The sequence below is a fragment of the Acidithiobacillus thiooxidans ATCC 19377 genome (genome assembly GCF_009662475.1).
GTDB classification, from domain to species: domain Bacteria; phylum Pseudomonadota; class Gammaproteobacteria; order Acidithiobacillales; family Acidithiobacillaceae; genus Acidithiobacillus; species Acidithiobacillus thiooxidans.
The window spans coordinates 1,001,433-1,023,986 of sequence record NZ_CP045571.1; the positions used below are offsets into that span (position 1 = coordinate 1,001,433).

The window sequence follows — 22,554 nt, forward strand, 5'->3', positions numbered from 1 at the left end:
GCTTGACGATGGAAGGGAGGCAGATGCTTCGCCACAGGTGGTGGTTCGTCTGCGCAAGCAATCCGGGATGAGCGTGAAAGAGTTGGCCAAGGTATCTGGCGCACATCCTACGACCATTAAAGGCTGGTTGGCGCGGGCGCCGTACAGAAGGAGAAAAAGGGCTGGGAGAGAAGCGCCGAGGTCGGCCGGTAGAGGTGCCTGTCGCAAACTGACCCTGGCCGCCGAGGCCTGGATACGCGATCAGATCGTCAAGGGTAACCCTCAGCAAATAAAGTTGCCTTTTGCGCTCTGGACGCGACCGGCGATACGCGCGCTGATTCGAGATCATTTTGGGGCGGATCTACAGGAGCGTCTGATGGGTAAGTATCTCAAGCGTTGGGGCTTCACTCCACAACGCCCTGTCAAAAGGGCATTGGAGCAGAATCCAGAAGTAGTCCGTCAGTGGTTGGAACAGGATTATCCCCGCCTGCGCGCGCAAGCGGCCCAAGAGGGAGCGGAGATTTATTGGGGGGACGAGACGGCCGTCAAGGAAGATGCCCATTGGGTGCGCGGGTATGCGCCTCGGGGACAAACGCCGGTATTGGCGGTTCCCGCCCGATGGGCCACGCTCTCCATGATCTCGGCGATTTCTCCGCAGGGCAAAGTCGCTTTCCAGATTGTCGAAGGCAGCATTGATGCGGAGCGTTTCATCACCTTTCTCACTGCCTTGATTCAGGACGCGCCCCAGAAAACCTATCTGGTCGTCGATAATCTGCGGGTGCATCATGCCAAAGTGGTAACGGCCTGGCTGGCAGATAAAAAAGACCGCATTGAACTGGCCTTTCTGCCGCCCTACGCGCCAGAATCCAACCCCGACGAATACCTGAATCGGGATTTCAAAACTGCTCTGCGCAAAGGTGCAGTCAGTACGGACAAAAACTCTATAGCAAAAATGCGGGGACGAGAGACGACACTCGCATATGTACCCATGTCGGAGGCAACTGAACTCAAATGAAACAATCGCTGCGTATCGCCCTTGCTGCTGCACTCCCGGCGGTAGTTCTTGCGTGTATCGCGTGCGTGAGCAATCAGGCTCTGGCCAATACTACCCCTGCGCAAACCCCCGCTCCGTCTGCTGCGACTTCAGGAGTGGCCGTCGTGGACGGACGGTTAGTCGTGGCTGGAACCAATCAATTATTTATACCGCGAGGATTCACCTCGGTTTCCTTGGCCTATCCCACGCAGTACGCTGCCACTTTATGTAGCAGGCATTTTCGTGCCTCTCCCGCAGCAGCCAATCTTCAGGAAGCACAGGCCGCCATGACGGCGACCGCAATGCCTGGTTTCGGTTATAACCCGTCCTTGGAAGCGATGGTAAAGGACTGGCACGCCAATACGGTACGTTTCAATCTCAGCCAGGGAGCACTGCAGTACGAATATACTCACGGGCTTTCTGCCTACACCGACATGGTGCGCAACGTGATTGAACAGGCGCGAAGCGCCGGCCTTATCGTTATCTTGTGCATGCAAACCGAGCGATACAGTTGTACGCCTTATGAGGATGGAGGACTCCAGAAGCTGCCCGATCTCCGGACCGAACAAGCCTGGAAACAACTCCTGGATTCGCGTTTGACGCATGATAAGGGCGTGATACTGGAAGTCTTTAACGAGCCTTCAACGACTCGCGCATGCGATGACGGTACCTTCAGGCATCCTGACTGGAAATCCTGGGCGCGTGGCTGTGGCAGAGAGCCCGATCAGGGCATGCTCACGGTAGGGAGATGGCTTCGTCAGCAAGCTCCAGAAAATGTCCTTCTTTTCATGGGTGACGGTGTGGATTTTGGTTTCTCCGGCTTCACTGTGCCGCATGGAATGCCGCCTAACTCAGCCTACAGCGTGCATCCCTATCAGTATGTGGTGCGCGGAAATCTAACCGACAGTATCCATGTATGGAATACACGGTTTGGAAATCTGGCAGCCACCGGTCATGCCGTCATCGCTACAGAATGGGACGAGGGCCTCAAACATTGTCCGAATGATCCGAATCAGACCATCACCCGATACTTTATTCAGCGATATCTCCCAGCGCATGCTATTGGGATAACCGTTTACGGGTGGGATGCTCCCGTTCAAGCGGCTGGTTATATCATCAACAGCTACAACTACCCCGGAAATACGGCCACGTATCAATTTGTAGATCCTAATTCTGATGGATGTGGCCATGACGCAGGGAGGATCCTACAAAAGACATTCCGGGCTGAAGCTGTCCAGTGATGATTTCCAATGAAAAGCAGAACAGATGACGTTCCATCCGATAATAATCAAAACTAGTCCACCTGTAATTCACGCCCCGGATCATGGGTGTCGACAATGTTCATCCCATGGGCTACGTGTCGATTCGACACCGAAACCACCACTCCGTCCCAAGGAATATTCAAAGTTATCGAAAGGCCGCCGTTCGAAATGGTGACGTCCTTTCCTTTCGGCCCAGGTCGAAAATAACTCCCGTAAGCCTCGGCCGGAATGCCCGCAAATATCCAGATCACACAAGCAATCAACAAGCACGCCTTACTTATACCTCTGCTGAAATAAGCACTCCTTTTGCTCGACTTTTCAAGTAGGTATTGATTTCCGCCGAGATATAGTCCTGAAATTCATTGTGGTTTGGTCTTTTCATGTATGTATGACTTGAGAGTCATGGTCTATTACGGTGCATGGGCATTTTCTGAAATTAAAAGACGCTTCGTTACTTTTCAGTAAAATCACTGAATCATGAAGGCATCAACCCAGAGCACGGTTCGCTGTCTCTGGGTTGATGTATGCTTCAGACCATCCTGCCTGCATGGTGCCTTAAAACTGCATACCCAAGCCCACATCGCCGCGAAGAATATTGGGCGCGCCTCGCTGTGTAAAATCATCATCATGTAATCCGACGTACAGGGAGACATTGGCCATTAGGGGATAATAGGCGTTCACCCCCATTTGTAGAAGGTCTGAAGTGCGATTGAAAGTGGTTGGTGCGAATCCAGAGAGATGCTGGGTTTCCGAAATACCGCCAAGGTATCCGACATATCCGGTGAAATTGACGCCTGGCAGAGATGCTGCCGCATAAAGACCACCACCCAGACCGTTGGTGCTCAGCGAAGAGTGAGAGTCATAATAGGCATTGGACTGTGCAAAGCGGTTATACTCATAGCCGACATAAGGCCCGACAGCCAGGATATTGCTGGCGTTGAAAAGATAGCCGAGCTTGAGCCCAATGGTGTTGGTATTGCCACCGGTGTAACCCTGGTAAGTAGCCCCGAACTCATGGCGGTATTTCGCCGTGCCGAACAATCCACCATTGTAAAGGCTGGCCCGTAGACCGAGTCCACCGTTGGTGTTCCCATACCGATTGGTGGCCCCTTGTACATTGCCGGAAACACCAACCTGATTCATGACGCCATATACGGACGCTTCTGCGCCCAGGGGTAATGCCAGTGCGAGGGTCAATGCGGTAAGCCATATTTTTTTCTGAATCATCGGAACACTCCTGTTGGTTGAGTCAAAAAACAGCCGGAAAGTGATGGCAGGACTTTCGAAGTCACACCGTTACGATCAAGCCACTCGGGATAGACAAGAAGTAGGCAATCTCCCTGTCGAGTCCAGAGACTAAGACAGCAGAATTTATGCCAAAGGTTCCCGTGGGATAGATTTTTCATGTAATCAGTGGCCTGCGCCGTCTGCTCACGAAATGGTGCGACTAGATGGCCCTTTCTTCAGCAGGTCTGTTGTACTTTAGCGACAATATGACTCTATAGCGTCCCTGTTGTATGCCCTTACCATAAAAACGGATCTCTTCTCTTCTGGAATCGGGCACGGCTCAGTATGTCGCTTCTGTCGCAAGATCCTTCCGCTGTGCTGGAACGCTTATTGCTTTCTCAATATTGGAAAGCGCTACACAAGTCCGAAAAGCGTGACCGCAAAGCGGAAAGGAGGTATGCACATTTTTATACCGTAACCCCTGAGCCATTTGTTCGGGGAAAGATAAAAAACCGATCTTCCTACAGGAGAACCGTATGTTCCATGAAATGGAGTCACTGAAGCGCCGTAAAGTCTGGCAGCCAGCTTTACGTGTAGCGACCTTGTTCGGCACCTTGATGGCGTTGGCGGGATGTTATGCCTATCCCCCTGGACCGCCTCCGGGCCCTGGCGGATATTATGCGCATCCTGCACCGCCCCCACCCCCACCGCCGCCCGGAGGGCCAGCGGGTCCCGGGGCGTATTACCAGCAACCGGGGCCGCCGCCCCCGCCACCCCCTCCGTGAAGGATTTTATGGGCGCGTATGTCTTGTAAAAGTCAGACAATTTTTCTGTAAACAGGTCTAAAAAAAGCCCCATTTTTCTGAAATGGGGCTTTTCCTCCGGTCATGAATCAGGATTTCAGTGCATCAAAGCGCCGGTTGCTGCTCCTGCTGCACCGCCCACTGCGGCCCCTACGGCCGGATTGCCACCCACAACAGCACCCAGCACTGCACCGCCCGCAGCACCGATAGCCCCACCACTCAGTGCGCGTTGTCCTGTGGGGCTCATATTGGCGCAGCCAGTCATGGCGATCAGACAAAAACCCAACGCCAGAACTTTTAACCCGTACCGGTGATGACCGAATTTTAATCGAAGGGGATATTGCATGGGGATTAGGCTCCTTATGGTGTAGTAGTGGAAGGGGATCCGGATAGTTGTTCCACATCCCGGGTTGCCTGAAGAATTTCTTGTCGGGCAATCCGATAGGACGTTCCAGAAAGCGGTTTGGTGCATAACGGCTGTACGACCGCCTGAATTTGGTCAAGGTCGTCGCTTTGACCTTCTGCGTGCGGCCGTTTTGTCAGCTTTTGTTGCAATAGACGCACCTGCGCCTGGTATTGCTGGCAATCGCGCTGTAGTCCTGATGTTCTCTGGATTGGATGCGTGGGCGCCAAGATGGTTGAGGCGGGTGGATAAGGTAAGATCTGTTCAGGCCGATAGTGCGTCGACGCAGGTGTTGGGGGTGGGGCAGCTATCGTTGAGGCGCAGCCGCTCAACAATAAAGTGCCCGCAATCAGCCAATAATACGGCCTTTCTCTTATCCTGTTTTGCAAATACAAGCAACATTCCTACCAGGGAGTAGATACATAACCCACTACAGGCGTGGGAGCCGCGTAATAGCCGGATGGAGGCCCGGGTGGGGGCGGTGGTGGCGGCCCTCCCCAAGGCCCGGGTCCCGGTGGAGGCGGGCCTGGTGGAGGCGGTCCCGGTGGCGGTGGAGGTGGCGGGGGTGGCGGAGCCGCATAATAATACACGGGTTGTGGGGGTGGCACATAAACTACTGGTGGGGATACGGGATAATAGGCCGGTGCTCCGCCTACTGAAACACTCAGCCCCGGAACGGCCAGGCCTAATGAAAGATTATCGGCGAGTGCTGGAGTGATCCCAACGGCCGATGAAAGGACGAGGGTGGTAGCCACCACCCATAGCACCGATTTTCGTCGAGCTGTTGAGGGGGAGGGAATGGATTTCATAATGATGCTCCCATAAAAAAGACCAAAGGCGTACCAGCAAAAAGCATTCCTACAAGATTTCAGCCGGTTTTCATTCGGTCGAGCCCTACTGTACTGTAGTCAGTCCACTACAGTGGAACGCTGACTTATTCCATCTGGTTAATTTTTAAGCATTTGTGTTGTCGCTCTTCAGTCAGGTTGAGAATCTACCCGGAATAATAGCCACTGTCAGGCGATCATTGGCCGCATGTGCCGCACAGCAGGGCAACTGGGAATGGGCGTCAGACAATACGCTTAACCAAAAATAGGAAATCCCCCAGCTCTGCCGGGGTGACAGTAGATGTTTGACATATAGTGGCGTCCATCGGAGAACCGACGCTGTGAGCCGCCAAGCACACGACGAAGTAGAAACCGATGGACGAGAGATTGAGCCTAAGGCACAGCAAGTGGGAGTGTAAATATCACATAGTATTTATTCCGAAGTGCCGACGTAGGGTGTTGTATGGTCAGTTACGGAATGATCTTGGTGAGGTATTTCGGGCTTTGTCCCGGCATAAGGAAAGCCGGATAGAAGAAGGACATCTGATGGTTGACCATGGGCATATGCTGATTTCGATACCGCCGAAGTACGCAGTATCCAGTGTGGTGGGTTACATCAAGGGCAAGAGCGCGATCCATTTAGCACGGACTTACGGTGAACGGAAGCGTAAGTCCGTGGGTCAGCATTTTTGGGCGCGCGGGTATTTTGTATCGACGGTGGGCAGAGATGAAGCGATGATTCGGTATTATATTCGCCATCAGGAGAAAGAGGATGAAGGAGTAGATCAGTTGAACATATGGAGCTGATCCGGGCCACCCAGTGGTGGCGCCAAAACTGAGGGGCTGCGTTAGCGTCCCCGTTTTAAGCCGCTTTGAGCGGCTCATGAACTAAAGCTCCCGGCTTTGCCGGGAGATACTTACTAATCATGAATTACGGAGTGTCTACGTGATGAATAAATTATACAGCAGGTAATATGATCAAGAGCGATACTGCATTAAAGTCAAAGCCGCTTCAGCATGAATCCACTTAAGTGTCGCTTCTCGATAAGCCCTCAAGGCATGAGGCACCTTGTTCACAGCATTTTTTGCCTTTATATCGCCATTATCTCGTGATAGTACCCGTTTTAAAAAGTTATACCAATACTGAGTGCGGTTTTTCCAGAACCGTTCCTTTTTATGATAAATGGGTAACTTTATTTTAGTAATTTTATGTTCTTGCTGACTTTTTAAAGCATCTTGCTTGAGCTTCAGAAGGATGTTTTCCCGATCAATATCGAGCTGCTGATTCGCATGATGTACTGCACCCATGATGTCGATCGGCATGTTCAGGTACAAACCACCGATGATTGCCATTTTCGTTCTTCCCGCTGCAGGGTAGTAGGAGGGTCTCACAAAAAGCTTTAACTTTACATCAAGAAATCGTAACCAACCGAGTTTGCGCTGCCCATGATAATAGCGTATTAAACCTTCAATAGCAGGATGCCGGCGGAGCACGCTTGGTGTAATTCTGTGCGCATTTTGTTTTTCATTTGGTCGCTTAGGAATAAATGAATGAAGCTTGTGTCCTATAGTTTCGATCAACTTATGTAAAGATATTTCTGTACGCATGCGTGAAAGATAAGTCGTTAGACGCAACCTTTCAAGAATTCCATGCACACTTTCTGGAATATGTTTATCATGTTTAAAAATTATTAAAATCTTTTTTAACTCTCGTGCTATCTTATAATTCTCCCAGTAGGTCACATATGACTTCTGAATATGCATTCTGATATTTCTTGACTCTGAGTCATATTTAGAAAGATTTTTGTAGTATGCGGGCTCGGCTTCTGCGGTAATGTGACGTAAATATTTATTTCCACCAAATAAATAATATTTAAATCCGAGTTTTGGTTTCATAATGTAGGCGCGTGGAATACCGTCATAGTTGAAGTGGGTATAATGACCAGCCTTTATTCTCCCTTGGAGAATGGGCGAGCTTTCTGCGTGTAAAATTTTGATCTCCTGCCGGGCTGCACGTACGTCATTTTCTTTCTCGCGCATTGCCGGTGACTGCTGCGCAATATTTTCTATTTGGCTTAATGTCATCACTTGCTTTCCATAAGCAGGACTCACATAAAATGTGGCTATACACAATAAGAATGATGATAACCACCATGTAAATTTAATTCTATCAATAGAAATGATTGTAGCCCTCCATTTCACGTTTACAGGTAACTTTATGAACATTAAATCACAAACATCTATAACATTCCCAAAAAATATCCAGCGCCGCCCCAAAACGCAACCCATATGACTGCACCTAATATATTCCAGAGATAAAAATCCTGTAGTGTTGTTTCTGCGGATCCAGAGATGTAGCCTTGAAGCTGTCGCAACGGAACAATGAATCGGCCAAATAGCACCACTATGGAGCCATATTTATTCATGAAAGTATGCGTCTTATTAAGGCGTTCTGCTGTAATCCCTATCCATCGACCATGTTTTTTGACCCATTTGATACCGACTTTGTAACCTATGTAATAGGCGGTGAACCAACCGGCACTGGTACCTATTATGCCGAGGGCAAATAATACTAGCGGATTAAAGGCACCTTGGCTGGCTACAAAACCTGCACCAATCAACAAGGTCTCCCCAGGTAAAAAAATGACACCGGCGCTTTCCAGGAACAATCCAGCCACGACTATGGCCAACCCATATTGATCCACCACACCCGAAGCTGAAACGACTGCGGCATGGAGATAGCTCAAAAAATAGCTGGAAACTGACATCAGGATTTGGGGTTCGTACGTGATAAGCAAACGGGTAACATTCTGGTCAGCGTATGATCGCGAAGCACGTAATGATGATAAAGTGCTGCCAGGCTATGAATAACGATTAAAAACGCCAGCGTCAACGCTACTGCTGCATGCCATTGCAATACAGTAGAAAAAGCAAAGTGGGGATCGGCGGTAATGGGAAGCGGCATATGCCATGCCAGAATCGTCAAGCCCTTACCCAGAAGCCCCATTATCCAGATACCGATGGCGCATTCAACGAAAATGAGCCCATAAAACGCACCATGGACCATCTTGGCCCATAGCTGGTGACTTGGTTGTGCGCCTGCGCCTGATCTGCGTCCAGTAATGACCCGTACAATAAATAACGACAGCGTGAGCAATAAAATAAGCAGCCCAATCTCTTCATGCACCACAATGGCACTTGCCAGATGGTCTTGCAGCCAGGCTATACGTAAGTTGGCAGCACCCAATAGGCCCTGAAAAACAATCAGCACGGCGATCAACCAATGCAATACTTTGAACAGAGCACTCTCCTCAGTCACCGAAGATCCTGTAACTTTTTCAAGCCCATTTTTTGCCATTCAGACTCCTTTTAAATATTTCTATGCTTATAAAAAACTAATCTACGGCATGCAGTTGTAGCTTTATGTTGGGTAGCCAGGAATTTTCCGAAAAACTACGATCTTGTGCGAGCTTCTCCAGGGTTTTCAGGGCTACGCGATGATTCTGATTTGGCAACCAGAGAGTCGCCTGCTTTTCCGATTTCAGAATGCTGCGATTCGCAACGTGGTGTCCATACCATTTTTCAACACCGGCAAAAAGTCCTTGTGGTGGATGTTCCGCAGCATGAAGCATGAGATGATAGATGTGCGGGTGGCGTAAACCGGCAATGCCTACCAACCATAACCAGGATTGCTCTGCTGAAGTTAAATTCTTGAACCAGGCAGGTGCAGCGGCAACACATTCTGCCTTTTTGCCAACAATGGCTGTAAGGTAAGGCGCCTCTGGAATATGGGCGACATGCCTAATTGACTGCGGCTGGTCTATATACAGGGCAACCTTTTGCCTGGACCATGATTCTGCAGTGTGAGCCGAAGTCTGCATGTCACGATTTGTGATGGCATGCTCCTTGAGATAGTCGCAAGCCGCTGTGGAATGCAAAAAAACATGTCCAGCAGCGGGTTGAGCCACCAAGGGGCCACCAATCAGGGCAAGCATATATAGCAACTTGCACAGAGTGTTTAGGATGTCGTAATGACATTGATTTCGGGCCGTGACCATTTATTGGTTATTCCATCCCTAGCAATGCTGATGAATATACCAGATTTTATGAAGGGTTTTTTTCATAGATCGGGCATCATGTAGAGCTGCTTTGAAATGATGCGCTTTTACAGCTAAAATAGCGTCATATCCCAGTCGTTCCGCCTTGTTTTTCAGTATTTTTGTTTCATAGTGAGGATTTTGCGGAGCATGATCCTCATGGGCCACGGCATCAACCGAGCTGAAACACAAAACACTTGCGGTTACTATCTGAATTATCGTTTTCCAGTTTGTCTTTAAGCTCATGAGAATCCCCCTGTGCTAATCGATTTAACCAGAGATGAATCCCTTCGGGAGAGCCGTACGGGCCGCCTCAGCTCCCAATAGTTCTGGCTGATCTCATAAGTCTTGTGCGACTGTTGTGATGGAAAATAGGTGTGTGAAAATGACCACCTTTTTGAGTATTGTGGAATCCGCTGCACATTCTTTTGCCCAATGGGACGCCTTCCCAGATTTCTCATACTGGATGGTGTCCTGAATGCCCATACAGGCATGCATTCTTCCTCTAAATATTCCCGAATCTTCCGGACGAATCGTTTTGACGCCATAGAAGAACGCAATATTGCCGGAGATTGTTGCTGTTCAAACCAGCGTGCTGGATGATTTTGCGCACGAGCTGCCGGTGATGCAGTGGCCAGACGAGCGTTGAGTTCATCGCCATCCTCAGCCAACGCGCCAATAGCGGTTTGCATCAGTGCAAACCAAGTTGGACTGATTCCATTGATACGACCAGCCTGTGCGTGTAGACCTGTTATGACCTGGCTTTCTACCCAATTCCGTTGGGCGGAAGACAGTCCGAGTTTGTCCAGGTAATGTGTCGCAGCAATGGGTAGTCTGACAGTGTCGGTAGACGGGTCGTTACTGGGTCGAACTGGATGCAGAATATCGAAATTATCCGGGCTTCTATACATTATGCTGCCTCCTTTTGAGGGGGTAATAAATATAACCAGGTATCACTAAGCACTTTCCCTTTTGAAGCCAGAAATAGGCTGATGTTACGGGGTTGATGTCTGGCTGGGAGAATCTGGGCGTTCACCTGCCATTGGTGCTTCAAGGGATTGAATCGTACTGACGAATGGAGAATATGTACCCCTGCTCCGACCGTAAAATGGGCGTGCATAGGGGTTTGTGCGGGGAGATGACCCAATCCATCTCCGGCGAAATCCACCACCAATGTCTTGGCGCCCTTCATGTGCGGATCGTTACCCAGAAAGGTAGCGACTGGATGCCCGCCAGATGGGAGCTGTTTGTCGTTCCGGAAAAACCGGATCTGGTAATGCACCCGCAGTGATTCACCCGGTCGCAGGGGTTTCGCGGGGACCCAAAAGGTCACCATGTTATCCGTATTACGGTTGTTTGTCGGCAATTCTACCAGCTCCACCTGTCCTTTCCCCCAGTGATTAAGCGGGTGAATCCAGACGCTGGGCCTTTTTTGATACTGTGTAATTAATCCTTCGTAGTTAGAAAAGCGGCGATCCTGTTGAAAGAATCCGAAACCAATGGGGTTATTGAGAAGATAACGAGTCACCTGGATGTGCAGAGGGTTATTCAACGGTCTTGTGATCCATTGACCATCACGGGCCGCCATGATCAGATCGCTGGAATCATGTTGTTGAGGGTGCCAGTCCCCGGCTCTAATACCTCGACCACGACCATGCCAGTACATGCTTGAAAGCGGTGCAATTTCAAGCTGTTTGATTTTTTTGCGCGGGTACAAAACGGCCCGTACGCGAATGCGTGTACTTTTTCCAGGGATTACCGTAAACCGGTAGGCCCCGGTTATTACAGGGCTATTCAGCAGGGCATAAATGATCATGTGCCGCGCTCCGAGCTTGGGTCGTTGCAACCAGAACTCCTGGAAATAAGGAAAAATTTCACCGGAAGGTAAGGCCGTATCTATTCCAAGGCCTCTGGCTGAAGTTCCATAGACGGCGCCCTTGCCGACAGCACGGAAATAACTGGCACCGAGGAAAGACACAAACTCGTTGTGGTAAGGAGGAGTATCCAGTGGGTAAAGCAAAGAAAATCCTGCGTATCCTCCTTTACGCGGGAGTTGCGATTGACTAACTACCCCATGGGTAGCAAACAGCCTGGCACTGTAGGGCAGCGGAAAGGACTGTCCGTGCTGAATAACATTCATTTGTACGGGATGGACAAAGGTATGCCCCAGTGGATAAAACACGACTTCAAACGGTAAATCCTGCCCCTTCCAGAGGGGGTGTACGTCCAGAATCCGACCATATGCCTGTGGGCTCAGCCTGCGCAGATATTGGCCAGCGGAAATGGGGCGCGGTTTCCAAGCTCTGCGGGACAACTTTTGTGCAGATTTCTGGACATTTGCAAAGGAAAAAGGATCTGCAAATGCAGTAGAAACGCCTGAAAGCGCAAATATCGCACCTAATCCCAGCACAGCATAAGAGAAAAGCGGGTTTTTATTTTTTGAGACAAAAATAAACATAATAGAACTTCAGCAAATTCTATGCCAAATATATAATCACATGATTACCATGCTGTAAATGTTGAGCACAAAATATTTACTGCGGCTTATGTCGCTGTATGGCTACGGTCATATTTTCAATTTTTGATCACAGTTTTTTCTTATATTAAAAAAATATAAAATAAAATCATCTAGTTGATTGTGATAATAGGTTATTTTATAAAAACATAAAAATGTCGCCAATAAGCGACATTTAACCATTTAATCCTGTCTGTGCGAAGCTGTTATAACTGGCAGAGAAATAAACCTGCAATATATTCTATACGCTATAGGACATAAGAAAATCGCATGATAAAAATTTCATGCAATAGTGGTATAACTCACCAATGATCTGAATACAGGACGGCATTGGAGCCAATCCCATATTTACGGAATTTTATAAATAAGGGGGTCATATAGGCCAGAGACGAGCAACGCTAGTGTAGTGTTGCATTCTGTTTGCTGCTTAAATGGCTGTTGGCGCGAATGACTTTTTGCAGGATGTCGCGGGCGGTTTTGGTCCAGATGAAAGGTTTGGGATGGGTGTTGTGGTGGTCGATGTACCCCTCAATGGCCTGGATGAGTTCAGGCACACTGGTGAACACCCCACGACGTAACCGCTGGGTCGTGATATCCCGAAAGAAACGCTCGACCATGTTGAGCCAGGATGCCGAAGTGGGCGTAAAGTGCATGTGAATACGCGGGTGCTTGTCGAGCCACGCCTGTACTACCGGGTGTTTATGGGTCGCATAGTTGTCGGCGATCAAATGCAGAGCCTTGTCCTTGGGCGTCTGCCGATCAATTTTCTTCAGGAACTTCAGCCATTCCACATGGGTATGGCGCTGTTGACACTGTCCGATGACCTGACCATCCAGCACGTTGAGGGCGGCAAACAAGGTCGTGGTACCATTACGTTTGTAGTCGTGGGTCATCGTTTCTGCGCGGCCCTTTTTGAGGGGAAGTCCCGGTTGGGTCCGGTCCAGGGCCTGCACCTGACTTTTTTCATCCGCGCAGAGCACCAAGGCATGCTCCGGGGGAGACATATACAACCCCACAATATCTTCCAGCTTTTCCACAAAATGCGGGTCACGTGACACCTTGAAACCACGCAGCAGATGAGGCTTGAGGCCATGCTTGCGCCAATGCCGTGACACACTGGCGGCACTGACACCCAGTTCTGCCGCCATCCTACGCGTACTCCAATGCGTCATCGCTTCCGGCTTACTCTGCGTGGTCAATTCTACCAGACGGGCCACATCCACTTTCACCGGAGGGGCGCCGCGCGGTAAATCGCGTTCAATGCCCGACAAGCGGTGTTCCAGATAACGCTTGCGCCAACGTGCGACTTGCAGGCGATCCACCCCCAGGCGCTCCGCAATTTCTTTGTTCTGCAAGCCCTCTGCCGCCAGCAATATCATCCGTGCCCGTAATGACAAGCGGACACTGCTTAATCGGGAGGCGACTATACGGGACAACTCGGACCGCTCTTCGCTGGTTAAAGTGACTGTGGGCGCAACTCGCAAGGCTCGACTCCATTCATACCCTCAACATGGAGCTATTTTATCATCATAAACCTTAAGTTTCACCAAGAATGCAACACTACACTAGTGTGGTGTTGCACTCTTGGTGAAACTTAAGGTTTATGATGATAAAACAGCTCCATGTGGATGTGGCCCGTCTGGTAGAATTGACCACGCAGAGTAAGCCGGAGATGAAAAAAGTCAGGTACAGGCCCTGGACCGGACCCAACCGGGACTTCCCCTCAAAAAGGGCCGCGCAGAAACGATGACCCACGACTACAAACGTAATGGCACTACGACCTTGTTTGCCGCACTCAACGTGCTGGATGGCCAGGTCATCGGGCAGTGTCAACAGCGACATACCCATGTGGAATGGCTGAAGTTCCTGAAGAAAATTGATCGGCAGACGCCCAAGGACAAGGCTCTGCATCTGATCGCCGACAACTATGCGACCCATAAACACCCGGTAGTACAGGCGTGGCTCGACAAGCACCCGCGTATTCACATGCACTTTACGCCCACTTCAGCATCCTGGCTCAACATGGTCGAGCGTTTCTTTCGGGATATCACGACCCAGCGATTACGTCGTGGGGTGTTCACCAGTGTGCCTGAACTCATCCAGGCCATTGAGGGGTACATCGACCACCACAACACCCATCCCAAATCCTTCATCTTGACCAAAACCGCCCGCGACATCCTGCAAAAGGTCATTCGCGCCAACAGCCACTTAAGCAGCAAACAGAATGCAACACTACACTAGGAACAGTGATGACCTTATGGTTGGCCCCGGTGTTATATGTCGTGTGGATGACAAAAAGACCAAAAACTTACAATTAGTAAATCTAACAGCAAGATTATTAAGAAAGATTCACCATGCCTAGTGGATCTGTTGTCTTGTTAATAGAGGACATTAATAACGGTTCCAAACAACGAGCCCCATGACAAGCGGCTCGTTTTGTTTTGGCTGTTAAGATGCGCCAGGCCCTCCAGGGGGCGGTCCGCCTGGCCCACCCGGTGAAGGCGGTCCACCCATAGGTCCTTGGTGGGGTGGCTGTTGAGGTCCAGGTCCTCCAGGCCCCCCCTGTGGCGGCCCTCCTCTCGGGCCAGATTGAGGCCCTTGCGGGGGTCCTCCTGCTGGTTCTGGCTGGAACCGAGGCCCTCCATGGCCAGGACCTGGTCTTCCGGGTGGTGGACCTGGTTGTGGACCGAACTCCGGCCCACCGGGTTGTGGTCTCCCCGGAAGCCCAAAGCCCTGTCCACCGGGAGGAGGCCCAGGCGGAGGCGGTTGTGGTGCGCCAGGCGGAGTCGGTGGCGGTGGTTGAACCCCCAGATAATTAAAATAAGTGCCAGGTAGTGGTGGCGGCGGTGCTCCTGCCGGCGGAGGCGGAGGCGGAGGCGCTCCTGCCGGCAGGGGCGGGGGCGGTGCAGGATAATACTGGTAGTATGTCTGCGGGTAGTAATACCACATCATGTACTGCGCATAGAGTGGCTGACTGTAATAGCTGGTATACGCTGAGGGCGGCTCAAAGTAGCCGTATTGCTGGGGCCAGCCCGTGTTACCTAGATTGATCCCGAGATCGCCCAGTATGACACTGATATCAAACGGCGCAGCGGACGCCGGCGTAGAGAGGGATAAAACCCCTAATCCGGCAAGGCCTATGGCGATACTGAGTACAATGGGTTTACGCGGCATAGCAAATCCTCTCTTACTGGTTTAGTGGATGAAGCCGAACTTGTTCCCGGACTGTTGCTTATGGAAGGGATGGCGGTGGATTACCTACCTGTAGCCATAGTTGTACTGACCAGGTCCCTGGCCGGGAGGAGGAGGCGACGGTGGCGGCGGTGGATGACCGTAGCCGTTGTTATACCGACCAGGTGGAGGTGGCTGGTTATACCCTGGATGTCCATATCGGCCGTAGGGGCCATAAGCACAGCCTGAGAGCGCCAAAATACCCAAGGTAACTGCAGCGATTTTTCTAGTTGAAATAGGCATAGCTTATTCTCCCGTGTTTTTACCATCCATGAATATGGGGCGTCATGAGGAAGTTATCAACAAATATTCCAGACCAGACACCGACTAAGGGCGGGGTTTTCTATATCAGGGAAACACTACAGCAGCCTGATATGCGCTTTGTGGCGGTCAAGAGTGAGGAATAATAATTCTTCCTGTCGTTAAGGGGATTATCTCTTCCGGCAAGAAACAAGCGAACGTCTTTGTTATCTGCCAACATGGCACCGGTGGGACGAACGGCCGTATCGGCGCGAGGATTTTCCTCATCAGGGCTTGCATGCAGAATGACTAATGCTTGGCTCATGGGAGTTACGCCTGTTCGGATACTTCGGGGATGCGGTTCTTGAACCGCAAACGTAATCCATAAGCCTGACAGGTACGATCAATTTTGCGGATGGAAAACTATGGAAGACTGTACAGTTGACGCCTTATGGCCTACCAGTTCGCATCATCTTTGGTTTTTACAGCCTGGATCTACGAGAATCATAGCCAGATGAAAGCCTTAGATGTTGGCTATAACCTCGAATGAGCAAATTTCTACGGACTATTGTCTGATAGAGAAATCCTTGAACAGGAGGTTACGATGTCTGGAACGGATATAAAAACTGCAAATCCTGCCCCTTCATGGGTCCCCACTTCGAACCGTGAATCAAAATTAGTCGGCGCGCGCTGAAAATCCGCTAACACCGCATCCAGACGCTCCCACCGCTTTTTGTAGCGCGCCTCGCCGTCAGGCCAGTGCTCATATCCACGAAAGGTATCTTTCAAAAACTCCCGCCAGGCGCGACAGTAGTCAGCGAGTTTTCTGCGCATATTTCGCATTATTGTCGCCCCTCCTATTGGCACCTTCATCGTATTCAGTTGCACTTATCACTGATCCGCGTATATGAAACGGAAAATATGCATAAAGTTGCGCCTTGTCAGTGTTCCTGGATTTCAACAAACTTGCATCCTGACAGAGCAAGAAGAGGGAAATATAGTGAACACAAACGATCATAACAACCCACGATTGATGCGACTTCCCGAAGTCATGTCCATGGTCGCGCTGCGACGCTCGTCCATTTACGGGCTCATTGGGAAAGGGCCATTCCCCGCTCCACGAAAAATCGGACGTGCTAGCGTTTGGTCATCAGCCGAAGCCCAACAATGGATTGAGGATTTCTTGCAAGTCAAAGAGGCGAGTGACCAGCAATGCGTGCCAGAGGAAAAGGGTAGAATTGATCAAGTTCTCCCTGAGGGGTAGATCGAAGAACCGGCCTCAGTCGCAAACTCTGACCACATCTACATCAGCTTCCGGCGCAAGTCGAATAGGTCCGAACGTTGGTACGCTGCCTCAATCTTGTTCGGGTTGGTGTGGGCAAGCGCTTGCTCCAATGCTGCGGCCGGGAAATGGGTTTGCTCAGCGCCCCAGTCTCGAAAAGAGCTGCGAAATCCATGTACGGTCACATCGGTGATCACGCTGTGAAGCACCTTGTTCACGGCCACATCTGACAGCGATCCGCCACGGGCGCCGGGGAAGATCCTGGGAGTGTTGTCCATTCTCCAGGCCTGCATCTGGTTCAAAATAGCCATGGCGGCATCCGACAGGGGCACCCGGTGCGGTTTTGCGGCCTTCATGCGCATGCCGGGTATCGTCCAGATTATTGTGTCTAGATCGAACTCTTCCCGGGTGGCACCACGGGACTCCCCAGAACGGGCGGCCGTCAGAATGGTAAACTGCAAACAATAGGCAGAGATATGCGATTTATCCCGCAATGCTCCCATGATACGGGAAATATCGGTGTAAGCTGAAGCTGCGTGATGCTGGCGCTTACTCACCTTGTCAGGTTCTGGTAACATCTTGTTCAATATGCCTTTCCATCGTGCCGGATTTCGGGTGCCATCACACCAGTCATGTACAGCGGCATAATCCAAAACCGCCTCAATCCGCTGACGCACTTTGCTTGCCGTTTCTGTTTTGGTCGTCCAGATAGGCAGTAGGATTGATTTCACATCCGCCAGCGTCACCTCTGCTGGGGATTTGGCCCCGATAACCGGGAAGGCATAGTCACGCAGGGTGTTAATTCATTGTTGCGCGTGTTTGGCATTTTTCCAACCGGACCGCTTGGCCTCGAGCAAATCTTGGGCGCATTGCTCGAAGGTCATGGAGACCGTCTCCATGGAGGCATTAACACTCAGTAATTTGCCGGGATTATGGCCGTCGGCTTGGGTCTTGCGCATACCCTCCGCCAGAACGCGAACATCTTTTAGCTTACGAATGGTCGTCGCCATTGTGTTATCCTTTGATAAAGTGACACTTCGCCAAACGTGTCTGTCTTGCCTTTTATCTTGTCCGACGACATGGCTTACAGCGAATTTCGTCGGACTTTAGTGGATAGGTATTTCGATAACATGATGAATACAAATATTAATATGGGCAATCTTGAACACTGGTAGACATGGGGTTGGACTTCACCCTCTCCGCCAAACAACGGGCATAGCTGTTTGATGCTGCCTGCATTTTTATGTGAAATCCTGGTCTTGATTTCGTCAAGCGCCTCATAATTTGCGCACGCCAGCTGCGAAGGTATCGGAACCCTCAATCCGCATTAATATTGACCTTCTAAAACCGTCGGAATTCAAAGTCGACTGGGAATAAGTGTGAAAACAGTTGTATGTAAACTAAGGGTTCGTTGATGGGCGTTCCTTTAATTTTGATCAGATTTCCAGTTGCCGTGCTCACAGGTTTTGGCGAATGATGACCTCCGCCCGCTGTTGAGCCTGCAGCAGTTCAGTGCGGTATACCGTGGTTGCATAACCTTGGGTCGGGGTGGTGGTCAGGGGCTGGAGTACCGAATGTTTTTGCCCGGATTTCCAGTGCAGTTGTGCAATCATGGAAAGCCCCGGACGCAAGGGGTGTTCCGCGAGTTCCCTGGCAGGTATGGCAATACGTACCGGCACGCGTTCCACAATATGAATGTAATTTCCGGTAGCATTCTCGGGGGGCAGAATGCTGAATGCACTGCCGGCACCGGGAAGCAAACCCAGAACGGTGCCGTGATAGCGTACCTGATGGCCGTAGTAATAGCTGGTCAACTGAACGGCCTGTCCGGGACGGACATGGCGCATGGCCGTTTCCTTGATATTGGCCACCACCCATAAGTCATTGAGCGGCACCACCGAAAACAGGTGCTGGCCTGCAGCCACTTTTAAACCGGGGTAGGCAGAGCGTTGCGCGATATAACCCGATATGGGGGCACGGATGAGTCGCCGTTGCCAGTTGATGTCGGCTTTTTCAAAAGCCGTGGCAGCCTGCTGAACCAGCGGATTATCAGATACCGTGGTGCCCGCGACAATGGCTCGTGCCCCTCGCAACTTGGCTTGGGCCTCTGCGACTTGTGCTGCTGCGGAAGTGATTTCATTTTGCGTATTTTCAATGCGAATCCTGGAAACCGCCCCGCTGGGCAGCGACTGTTGGTAGCGGTTCAAATCCATTTCCAGTTTTTGCCGTTCAGCCAGTTGGGCCTGAACGCTCTGTTGCAACGCCTGGACCCGGGCGAAATCCTGGCGGACCTGTCTGACTGTTGCCGCCAGATGGGCACCGGCCTGTTCCATGGCCAGTCGGGTCTGCGAACCCTGGAGGGCTGCCAGAATCTGACCGGCATGAACATATTCCGTATTCTCCACCCGCACCTGCTTGACGGTGCCTGCCGACAAACTATCCACCGGGGTGATGTTGCCGGTGACGTAAGCATCATTGGTTTCAATCCAGTACTGGCCCCGCAACAACCACCAGAGGACTCCCAATCCAGCAGCAATAAGCACAATAACGGCAAGCAGCAGCAACAGTCTGCGCCGCTGTTTTTCCCGCGAGCTGTAGTCAGGGGCTGAGGAGGATGCTGTTGTACTCATGCTGGTTTTTTCTCCACCGTATATCCGCCCCCCAGGGCAACATTGAGCAGCACCCAGGATTGTGCGTTATGTATTTGCAAGGTGATCTGCTGGTTTTGCAGATTGATTTCCCGAATCCGGCTGCGATAAACACTTATCTTATTGGTGGTACCCGAATGAAAAGCGGCTGTAGTCAGTGCGCTATCCTGGCTGGCGGCCTTGCTCATCCGTGTCTGTTCCTGTAGTTGCTGACGATATTTTTGCCAGCTGGCCAAATGCCCGGCAATTTCACGCACCGCGCTGAGAATGGTATGGCGATAATGATCTTGTGCGGCCAGATACAAGGCATTTTGCGCTTTGAGACGGGCACGGAGCTTTCCGCCTTCAAAAATGGGCAGGGATACCACCGGACCAATGGCATGGGCCAGATTTCCGGGACTGAATAAATCACCCAGATCAATACTGTTCCAACCGGCAAACAGGGCAATATTGACATCGGGATAAAAAGCCGCGCGGGCGGCCCCGACCTGTTGCGCAGCGACTTCGATTTCCCAGCGTGCAGCGACCATATCAGGACGGTGGCTGATCAGACGCAGAGGTAATTGACGGGGGATATTTATGGTGGAGAAATCCGGTAACGGTTCTACGCCAATACTCCGTCCCCAATCGGGTCCATGCCCGGCCAAGGCGGCCAGCACATAGCGCTGTTGCGCAATGGCGGCCCGCAGTTGGGCGACTGACTGCCGCGCACTGCCATAAGTTTCTGTCTGCGCATACACCGGCCGGGCATTGTTCAGACCATCCTGCCAACGTTGTTTTTCCAGTTGCAACAAGGATTTTTGCAGGTTTTCCAGACGCTCCGCCAGATGCAGTTGCCGTGTTTCACCCGCCAGCAGAAAATAATGCCAAGCCAGTTGTTTCTCCAACTGTAATTTTGCCTCGGCATAATCCGCCTGATGAACGCGTACTTGCCCCAAAGCTGCACGAACCTGATCGCTGTCGCGTCCCCACAAGTCCAGATGATAACGGAGTTCCAGCGGGTTGATTGCGGTATAGGTGAAGCTTTTGCCATTGGCCTGAAGGTGCAAACCATTCTGTGAAAAATACTCCTGAGTAAGGGCGGCTCCCGCCGAAAACTGCGGGAGGAGGGCGGCCTGCTGCTCTGCAGTCATGGCTTTGGCGGCCAGAATACGGGTGCTGGCAAGCTGCAGCGATGGGTTTTGGCGAAGGGCAACCTGAATCAGATGGTCAAGAGCAGGCATTTGCGCCGCTTTCCACCACTGCTGTGCAGGCCATGGACCCGCTGTGATTCCATAGTGATGATCGGCACGAGCCAGGGTCTGTTGAATCTGGGTGGTATGGGCGAGATGCGCGCCGGGAAGATGCTCAGGCAGACGCGCGCAGGCCGCAAGCAGCAACAATGGCAGCAGTAGAAGAATGGATTTTTTCATCAGAGATCCACCAGTTCTTCTATGGCGCGGCGCATCCATATATCCGGCGTCACTCAAGGCACACGTTTACTGAACAGCAGGAGACCCGCGCCGAGCAGGAATCCCCATGCGGCTATATAAAATATTTCGTTGAAGGCGAGCATGGCTGCCTGATGCGCAATGTAGTGGACGATGTGGATATTGCTTGACGAAATTGTGGGCGTATGAGCCATCACGGTGCTGTTACCCTCAGCAAGAAAATGTGCATGCAGAATTGTTCTCCGGTCAAAAAGTGTGGCAATAAGGGGAATGCCCATAGCCTGTCCACAGAGCCGCAATACATTCAAAAAGCAGTACCACGCATTTCGGCGGGGCCGGATAATCCGGACAAGGCAACGGTATTAATGGATGGAAACAGGCTGCCCAGAAATATTCCTACAAAAGCTTGTGGCCACAGTAATTCGCTGAAAGAGGCCGGATGATTGTAGGAGGAAACCCAAAAACTGGCGGCCGCAAATCCCAATAAGGAGAAAATAGCCAGGATACGTGCATCCAGATGATTGAGCAGGCGCTGGGTCAAGATAAAACTGATTTTCGAAAAAATCGCCATGGGTAATATCAACAGGCCGACCAGCCAGGCGCTGTAGCCCATGACCAACTGAAATCCCACAACATAAAGGGCAATGCTGCCTTGAAAAAGCAGAATAGTAAAAAAAAGAACCATGCCACCGATCAAGAAATTACGACGTTTCAGAAGATGCAGCTCCAGCAAAGGATGCCTGCCATACCATTCCCAAATCGCAAATACCATCAGAGCAAGCAGACTGATCATACCAAGGAAAATAATGGGGGATGAGCGCCACCAACTGATGATTTCTCCCCTATCGAGTGCTGACTCCAGAGTAGCCAGAGCAATCAGCAGAAAAAGTAGCCCCGGCCAATCCAGGGGAGGATGATGGTGTTCCATCTCTCTACCGAACAGTAGAATCGCAATAAAGGCAGCCACGCTGAGGGCAATAGGAATGTTTACATAAAACAGCCAGCGCCAACCGATGCTGTCGGTGATCCATCCACCGATAAATGGACCCAGGGTAAAGGGCGTGAGCGCAGCGATCCCCCACAAGCTCAGACCGATGTTACGGCGATGCACTTGATAGTGGCGCAGGATAATCTGCAAAGATCCCGGAATGGTCAATCCACTCGAGAACCCCTGAACAATACGGGCAATCAGAAAGATGTCATAATCATTCGATTGGGCACAGATGGCTGAAGCCAGGGCGAATACGATAAAAGCCCCTGCCAAAACCCACATTTCCCCCCAGCGCTGCAAAAACCAGGGAGAAGTCGGAAAGGCCAGGGCCATGGCGAGAAAAAAATCTGACTGGGTCCAAATCGCAAAGTCCGGGTTGACGCCCAGACTCCCGGCAACATGGGGTATCATGGGCAGATAGGCACCGGTGTTTAATAATACCAGAAAATGTCCGAGTCCGATCACCAGGTTCAGCAGCGATACCATGCCGGTGCTGAGCGGGGAAACTGCCGGAGCATTTTGTGAAAAAGCCATGAACAGGAAACCATTTCCGTGCTGATTTGAGCAAACGTCCCGATCATGTGGG

At 51.1% G+C, this 22,554-nt stretch carries 25 protein-coding genes and 1 pseudogene; 9 read left to right on the forward strand and 17 right to left on the reverse strand.

The annotated features are described in order from the left end of the window. Positions 1-67: 67 nt before the first annotated feature. Positions 68-994 (forward strand): IS630 family transposase, encoded by a 927-nt coding sequence (locus GCD22_RS05230; protein WP_244947580.1) that lies wholly within the window; start codon positions 68-70, stop codon positions 992-994. Continuing rightward, positions 991-2,253 (forward strand): cellulase family glycosylhydrolase, encoded by a 1,263-nt coding sequence (locus GCD22_RS05235; RefSeq protein ID WP_226856210.1) that lies wholly within the window; start codon positions 991-993, stop codon positions 2,251-2,253. Before GCD22_RS05230 ends, GCD22_RS05235 begins: the two co-directional genes overlap by 4 nt. Positions 2,254-2,306: 53 nt before the next feature. Here GCD22_RS05235 and GCD22_RS05240 read toward each other — a convergent pair whose 3' ends face one another. Together GCD22_RS05240 and GCD22_RS05245 are read right to left on the reverse strand one after the other, a co-directional pair. Next, complete coding sequence (locus tag GCD22_RS05240) at positions 2,307-2,537, reverse strand: hypothetical protein (protein WP_153940477.1); 231 nt, start codon at positions 2,535-2,537, stop codon at positions 2,307-2,309. Between the two features lie 292 nt (positions 2,538-2,829). Beyond that, complete coding sequence (locus GCD22_RS05245; RefSeq protein ID WP_153940478.1) at positions 2,830-3,501, reverse strand: hypothetical protein; 672 nt, start codon at positions 3,499-3,501, stop codon at positions 2,830-2,832. A 536-nt stretch (positions 3,502-4,037) separates the two neighbouring features. Between GCD22_RS05245 and GCD22_RS05250 the strand changes: the two genes are divergently transcribed. After that, positions 4,038-4,286, forward strand: coding sequence for a hypothetical protein (locus GCD22_RS05250; RefSeq protein ID WP_077218551.1), 249 nt, complete (start codon positions 4,038-4,040; stop codon positions 4,284-4,286). 115 nt (positions 4,287-4,401) lie between these two features. On the opposite strand, the gene GCD22_RS05255 is transcribed toward GCD22_RS05250, so the two are convergent. Continuing rightward, positions 4,402-4,650: a YMGG-like glycine zipper-containing protein gene (locus GCD22_RS05255; RefSeq protein WP_010636705.1), complete on the reverse strand. Its 249-nt coding sequence runs from the start codon at positions 4,648-4,650 to the stop codon at positions 4,402-4,404. Positions 4,651-5,179: 529 nt separating this feature from the next. On the opposite strand from GCD22_RS05255, the gene GCD22_RS18145 reads away from it, so the two are divergent. Together GCD22_RS18145 and tnpA are read left to right on the forward strand one after the other, a co-directional pair. Then, on the forward strand, positions 5,180-5,425 hold the full coding sequence (locus tag GCD22_RS18145; RefSeq protein WP_029315939.1) for a hypothetical protein: 246 nt from the start codon (positions 5,180-5,182) through the stop codon (positions 5,423-5,425). A gap of 484 nt (positions 5,426-5,909) precedes the next feature. Further along, positions 5,910-6,341 carry an IS200/IS605 family transposase gene (tnpA, locus tag GCD22_RS05265; protein WP_153940479.1) on the forward strand — a complete coding sequence of 144 codons (432 nt, stop codon included), beginning with the start codon at positions 5,910-5,912 and terminating at the stop codon, positions 6,339-6,341. Between the two features lie 171 nt (positions 6,342-6,512). On the opposite strand, the gene GCD22_RS05270 is transcribed toward tnpA, so the two are convergent. The 8 genes from GCD22_RS05270 to GCD22_RS05305 form a co-directional block, all read right to left on the reverse strand. After that, on the reverse strand, positions 6,513-7,619 hold the full coding sequence (locus tag GCD22_RS05270) for a hypothetical protein (RefSeq protein WP_031573976.1): 1,107 nt from the start codon (positions 7,617-7,619) through the stop codon (positions 6,513-6,515). 155 nt (positions 7,620-7,774) lie between these two features. Further along, positions 7,775-8,302: a DedA family protein gene (locus GCD22_RS05275; protein WP_010636697.1), complete on the reverse strand. Its 528-nt coding sequence runs from the start codon at positions 8,300-8,302 to the stop codon at positions 7,775-7,777. Beyond that, entirely contained in the window at positions 8,302-8,892 is a 591-nt protein-coding gene (locus GCD22_RS05280; protein ID WP_031573973.1) for a cytochrome b, read from the reverse strand. Before GCD22_RS05280 ends, GCD22_RS05275 begins: the two co-directional genes overlap by 1 nt. A 37-nt stretch (positions 8,893-8,929) precedes the next feature. Next, positions 8,930-9,529 carry a hypothetical protein gene (locus GCD22_RS05285; RefSeq protein ID WP_010636694.1) on the reverse strand — a complete coding sequence of 200 codons (600 nt, stop codon included), beginning with the start codon at positions 9,527-9,529 and terminating at the stop codon, positions 8,930-8,932. Between the two features lie 81 nt (positions 9,530-9,610). After that, on the reverse strand, positions 9,611-9,877 hold the full coding sequence (locus tag GCD22_RS05290) for a hypothetical protein (protein ID WP_051690691.1): 267 nt from the start codon (positions 9,875-9,877) through the stop codon (positions 9,611-9,613). Next, positions 9,874-10,542 carry a hypothetical protein gene (locus tag GCD22_RS05295; protein ID WP_031573965.1) on the reverse strand — a complete coding sequence of 223 codons (669 nt, stop codon included), beginning with the start codon at positions 10,540-10,542 and terminating at the stop codon, positions 9,874-9,876. Before GCD22_RS05295 ends, GCD22_RS05290 begins: the two co-directional genes overlap by 4 nt. Beyond that, positions 10,542-12,089 (reverse strand): OpgD/OpgG family glucan biosynthesis protein, encoded by a 1,548-nt coding sequence (locus GCD22_RS05300; protein WP_031573962.1) that lies wholly within the window; start codon positions 12,087-12,089, stop codon positions 10,542-10,544. The genes GCD22_RS05295 and GCD22_RS05300 overlap by 1 nt, the downstream gene beginning before the upstream one ends. Positions 12,090-12,544: 455 nt before the next feature. After that, entirely contained in the window at positions 12,545-13,630 is a 1,086-nt protein-coding gene (locus GCD22_RS05305; protein WP_153940443.1) for an IS630 family transposase, read from the reverse strand. A 187-nt stretch (positions 13,631-13,817) separates the two neighbouring features. Here GCD22_RS05305 and GCD22_RS05310 point away from each other — a divergent pair. Together GCD22_RS05310 and GCD22_RS05315 are read left to right on the forward strand one after the other, a co-directional pair. Further along, positions 13,818-14,387, forward strand: a pseudogene (locus tag GCD22_RS05310) (IS630 family transposase); the annotation flags it as partial. Between the two features lie 440 nt (positions 14,388-14,827). Further along, entirely contained in the window at positions 14,828-14,965 is a 138-nt protein-coding gene (locus tag GCD22_RS05315) for a hypothetical protein (protein ID WP_153940480.1), read from the forward strand. A gap of 755 nt (positions 14,966-15,720) precedes the next feature. On the opposite strand, the gene GCD22_RS18365 is transcribed toward GCD22_RS05315, so the two are convergent. After that, on the reverse strand, positions 15,721-15,942 hold the full coding sequence (locus GCD22_RS18365) for a hypothetical protein (protein WP_010640157.1): 222 nt from the start codon (positions 15,940-15,942) through the stop codon (positions 15,721-15,723). 708 nt (positions 15,943-16,650) lie between these two features. Here GCD22_RS18365 and GCD22_RS18900 point away from each other — a divergent pair. Further along, a complete protein-coding gene (locus GCD22_RS18900) occupies positions 16,651-16,881 on the forward strand; it encodes an AlpA family phage regulatory protein (protein WP_226856029.1) in 231 nt (76 codons plus the stop codon). A 38-nt stretch (positions 16,882-16,919) separates the two neighbouring features. Here GCD22_RS18900 and GCD22_RS05330 read toward each other — a convergent pair whose 3' ends face one another. The 4 genes from GCD22_RS05330 to GCD22_RS05345 all read right to left on the reverse strand — a co-directional run bounded on the left by GCD22_RS05330 (position 16,920) and on the right by GCD22_RS05345 (position 20,959). Further along, complete coding sequence (locus tag GCD22_RS05330; RefSeq protein ID WP_404813590.1) at positions 16,920-17,702, reverse strand: tyrosine-type recombinase/integrase; 783 nt, start codon at positions 17,700-17,702, stop codon at positions 16,920-16,922. Further along, entirely contained in the window at positions 17,703-17,909 is a 207-nt protein-coding gene (locus GCD22_RS05335) for a hypothetical protein (RefSeq protein WP_051690548.1), read from the reverse strand. A 447-nt stretch (positions 17,910-18,356) separates the two neighbouring features. Next, positions 18,357-19,529 (reverse strand): HlyD family secretion protein, encoded by a 1,173-nt coding sequence (locus GCD22_RS05340; protein ID WP_153940481.1) that lies wholly within the window; start codon positions 19,527-19,529, stop codon positions 18,357-18,359. Beyond that, complete coding sequence (locus GCD22_RS05345) at positions 19,526-20,959, reverse strand: efflux transporter outer membrane subunit (RefSeq protein WP_153940482.1); 1,434 nt, start codon at positions 20,957-20,959, stop codon at positions 19,526-19,528. Before GCD22_RS05345 ends, GCD22_RS05340 begins: the two co-directional genes overlap by 4 nt. Here GCD22_RS05345 and GCD22_RS18370 point away from each other — a divergent pair. Further along, on the forward strand, positions 20,929-21,147 hold the full coding sequence (locus GCD22_RS18370) for a hypothetical protein (protein WP_244947581.1): 219 nt from the start codon (positions 20,929-20,931) through the stop codon (positions 21,145-21,147). The genes GCD22_RS05345 and GCD22_RS18370 overlap by 31 nt on opposite strands. 134 nt (positions 21,148-21,281) lie before the next feature. On the opposite strand, the gene GCD22_RS05350 is transcribed toward GCD22_RS18370, so the two are convergent. After that, on the reverse strand, positions 21,282-22,502 hold the full coding sequence (locus GCD22_RS05350; protein ID WP_244947582.1) for a DHA2 family efflux MFS transporter permease subunit: 1,221 nt from the start codon (positions 22,500-22,502) through the stop codon (positions 21,282-21,284). Positions 22,503-22,554: the final 52 nt, after the last annotated feature.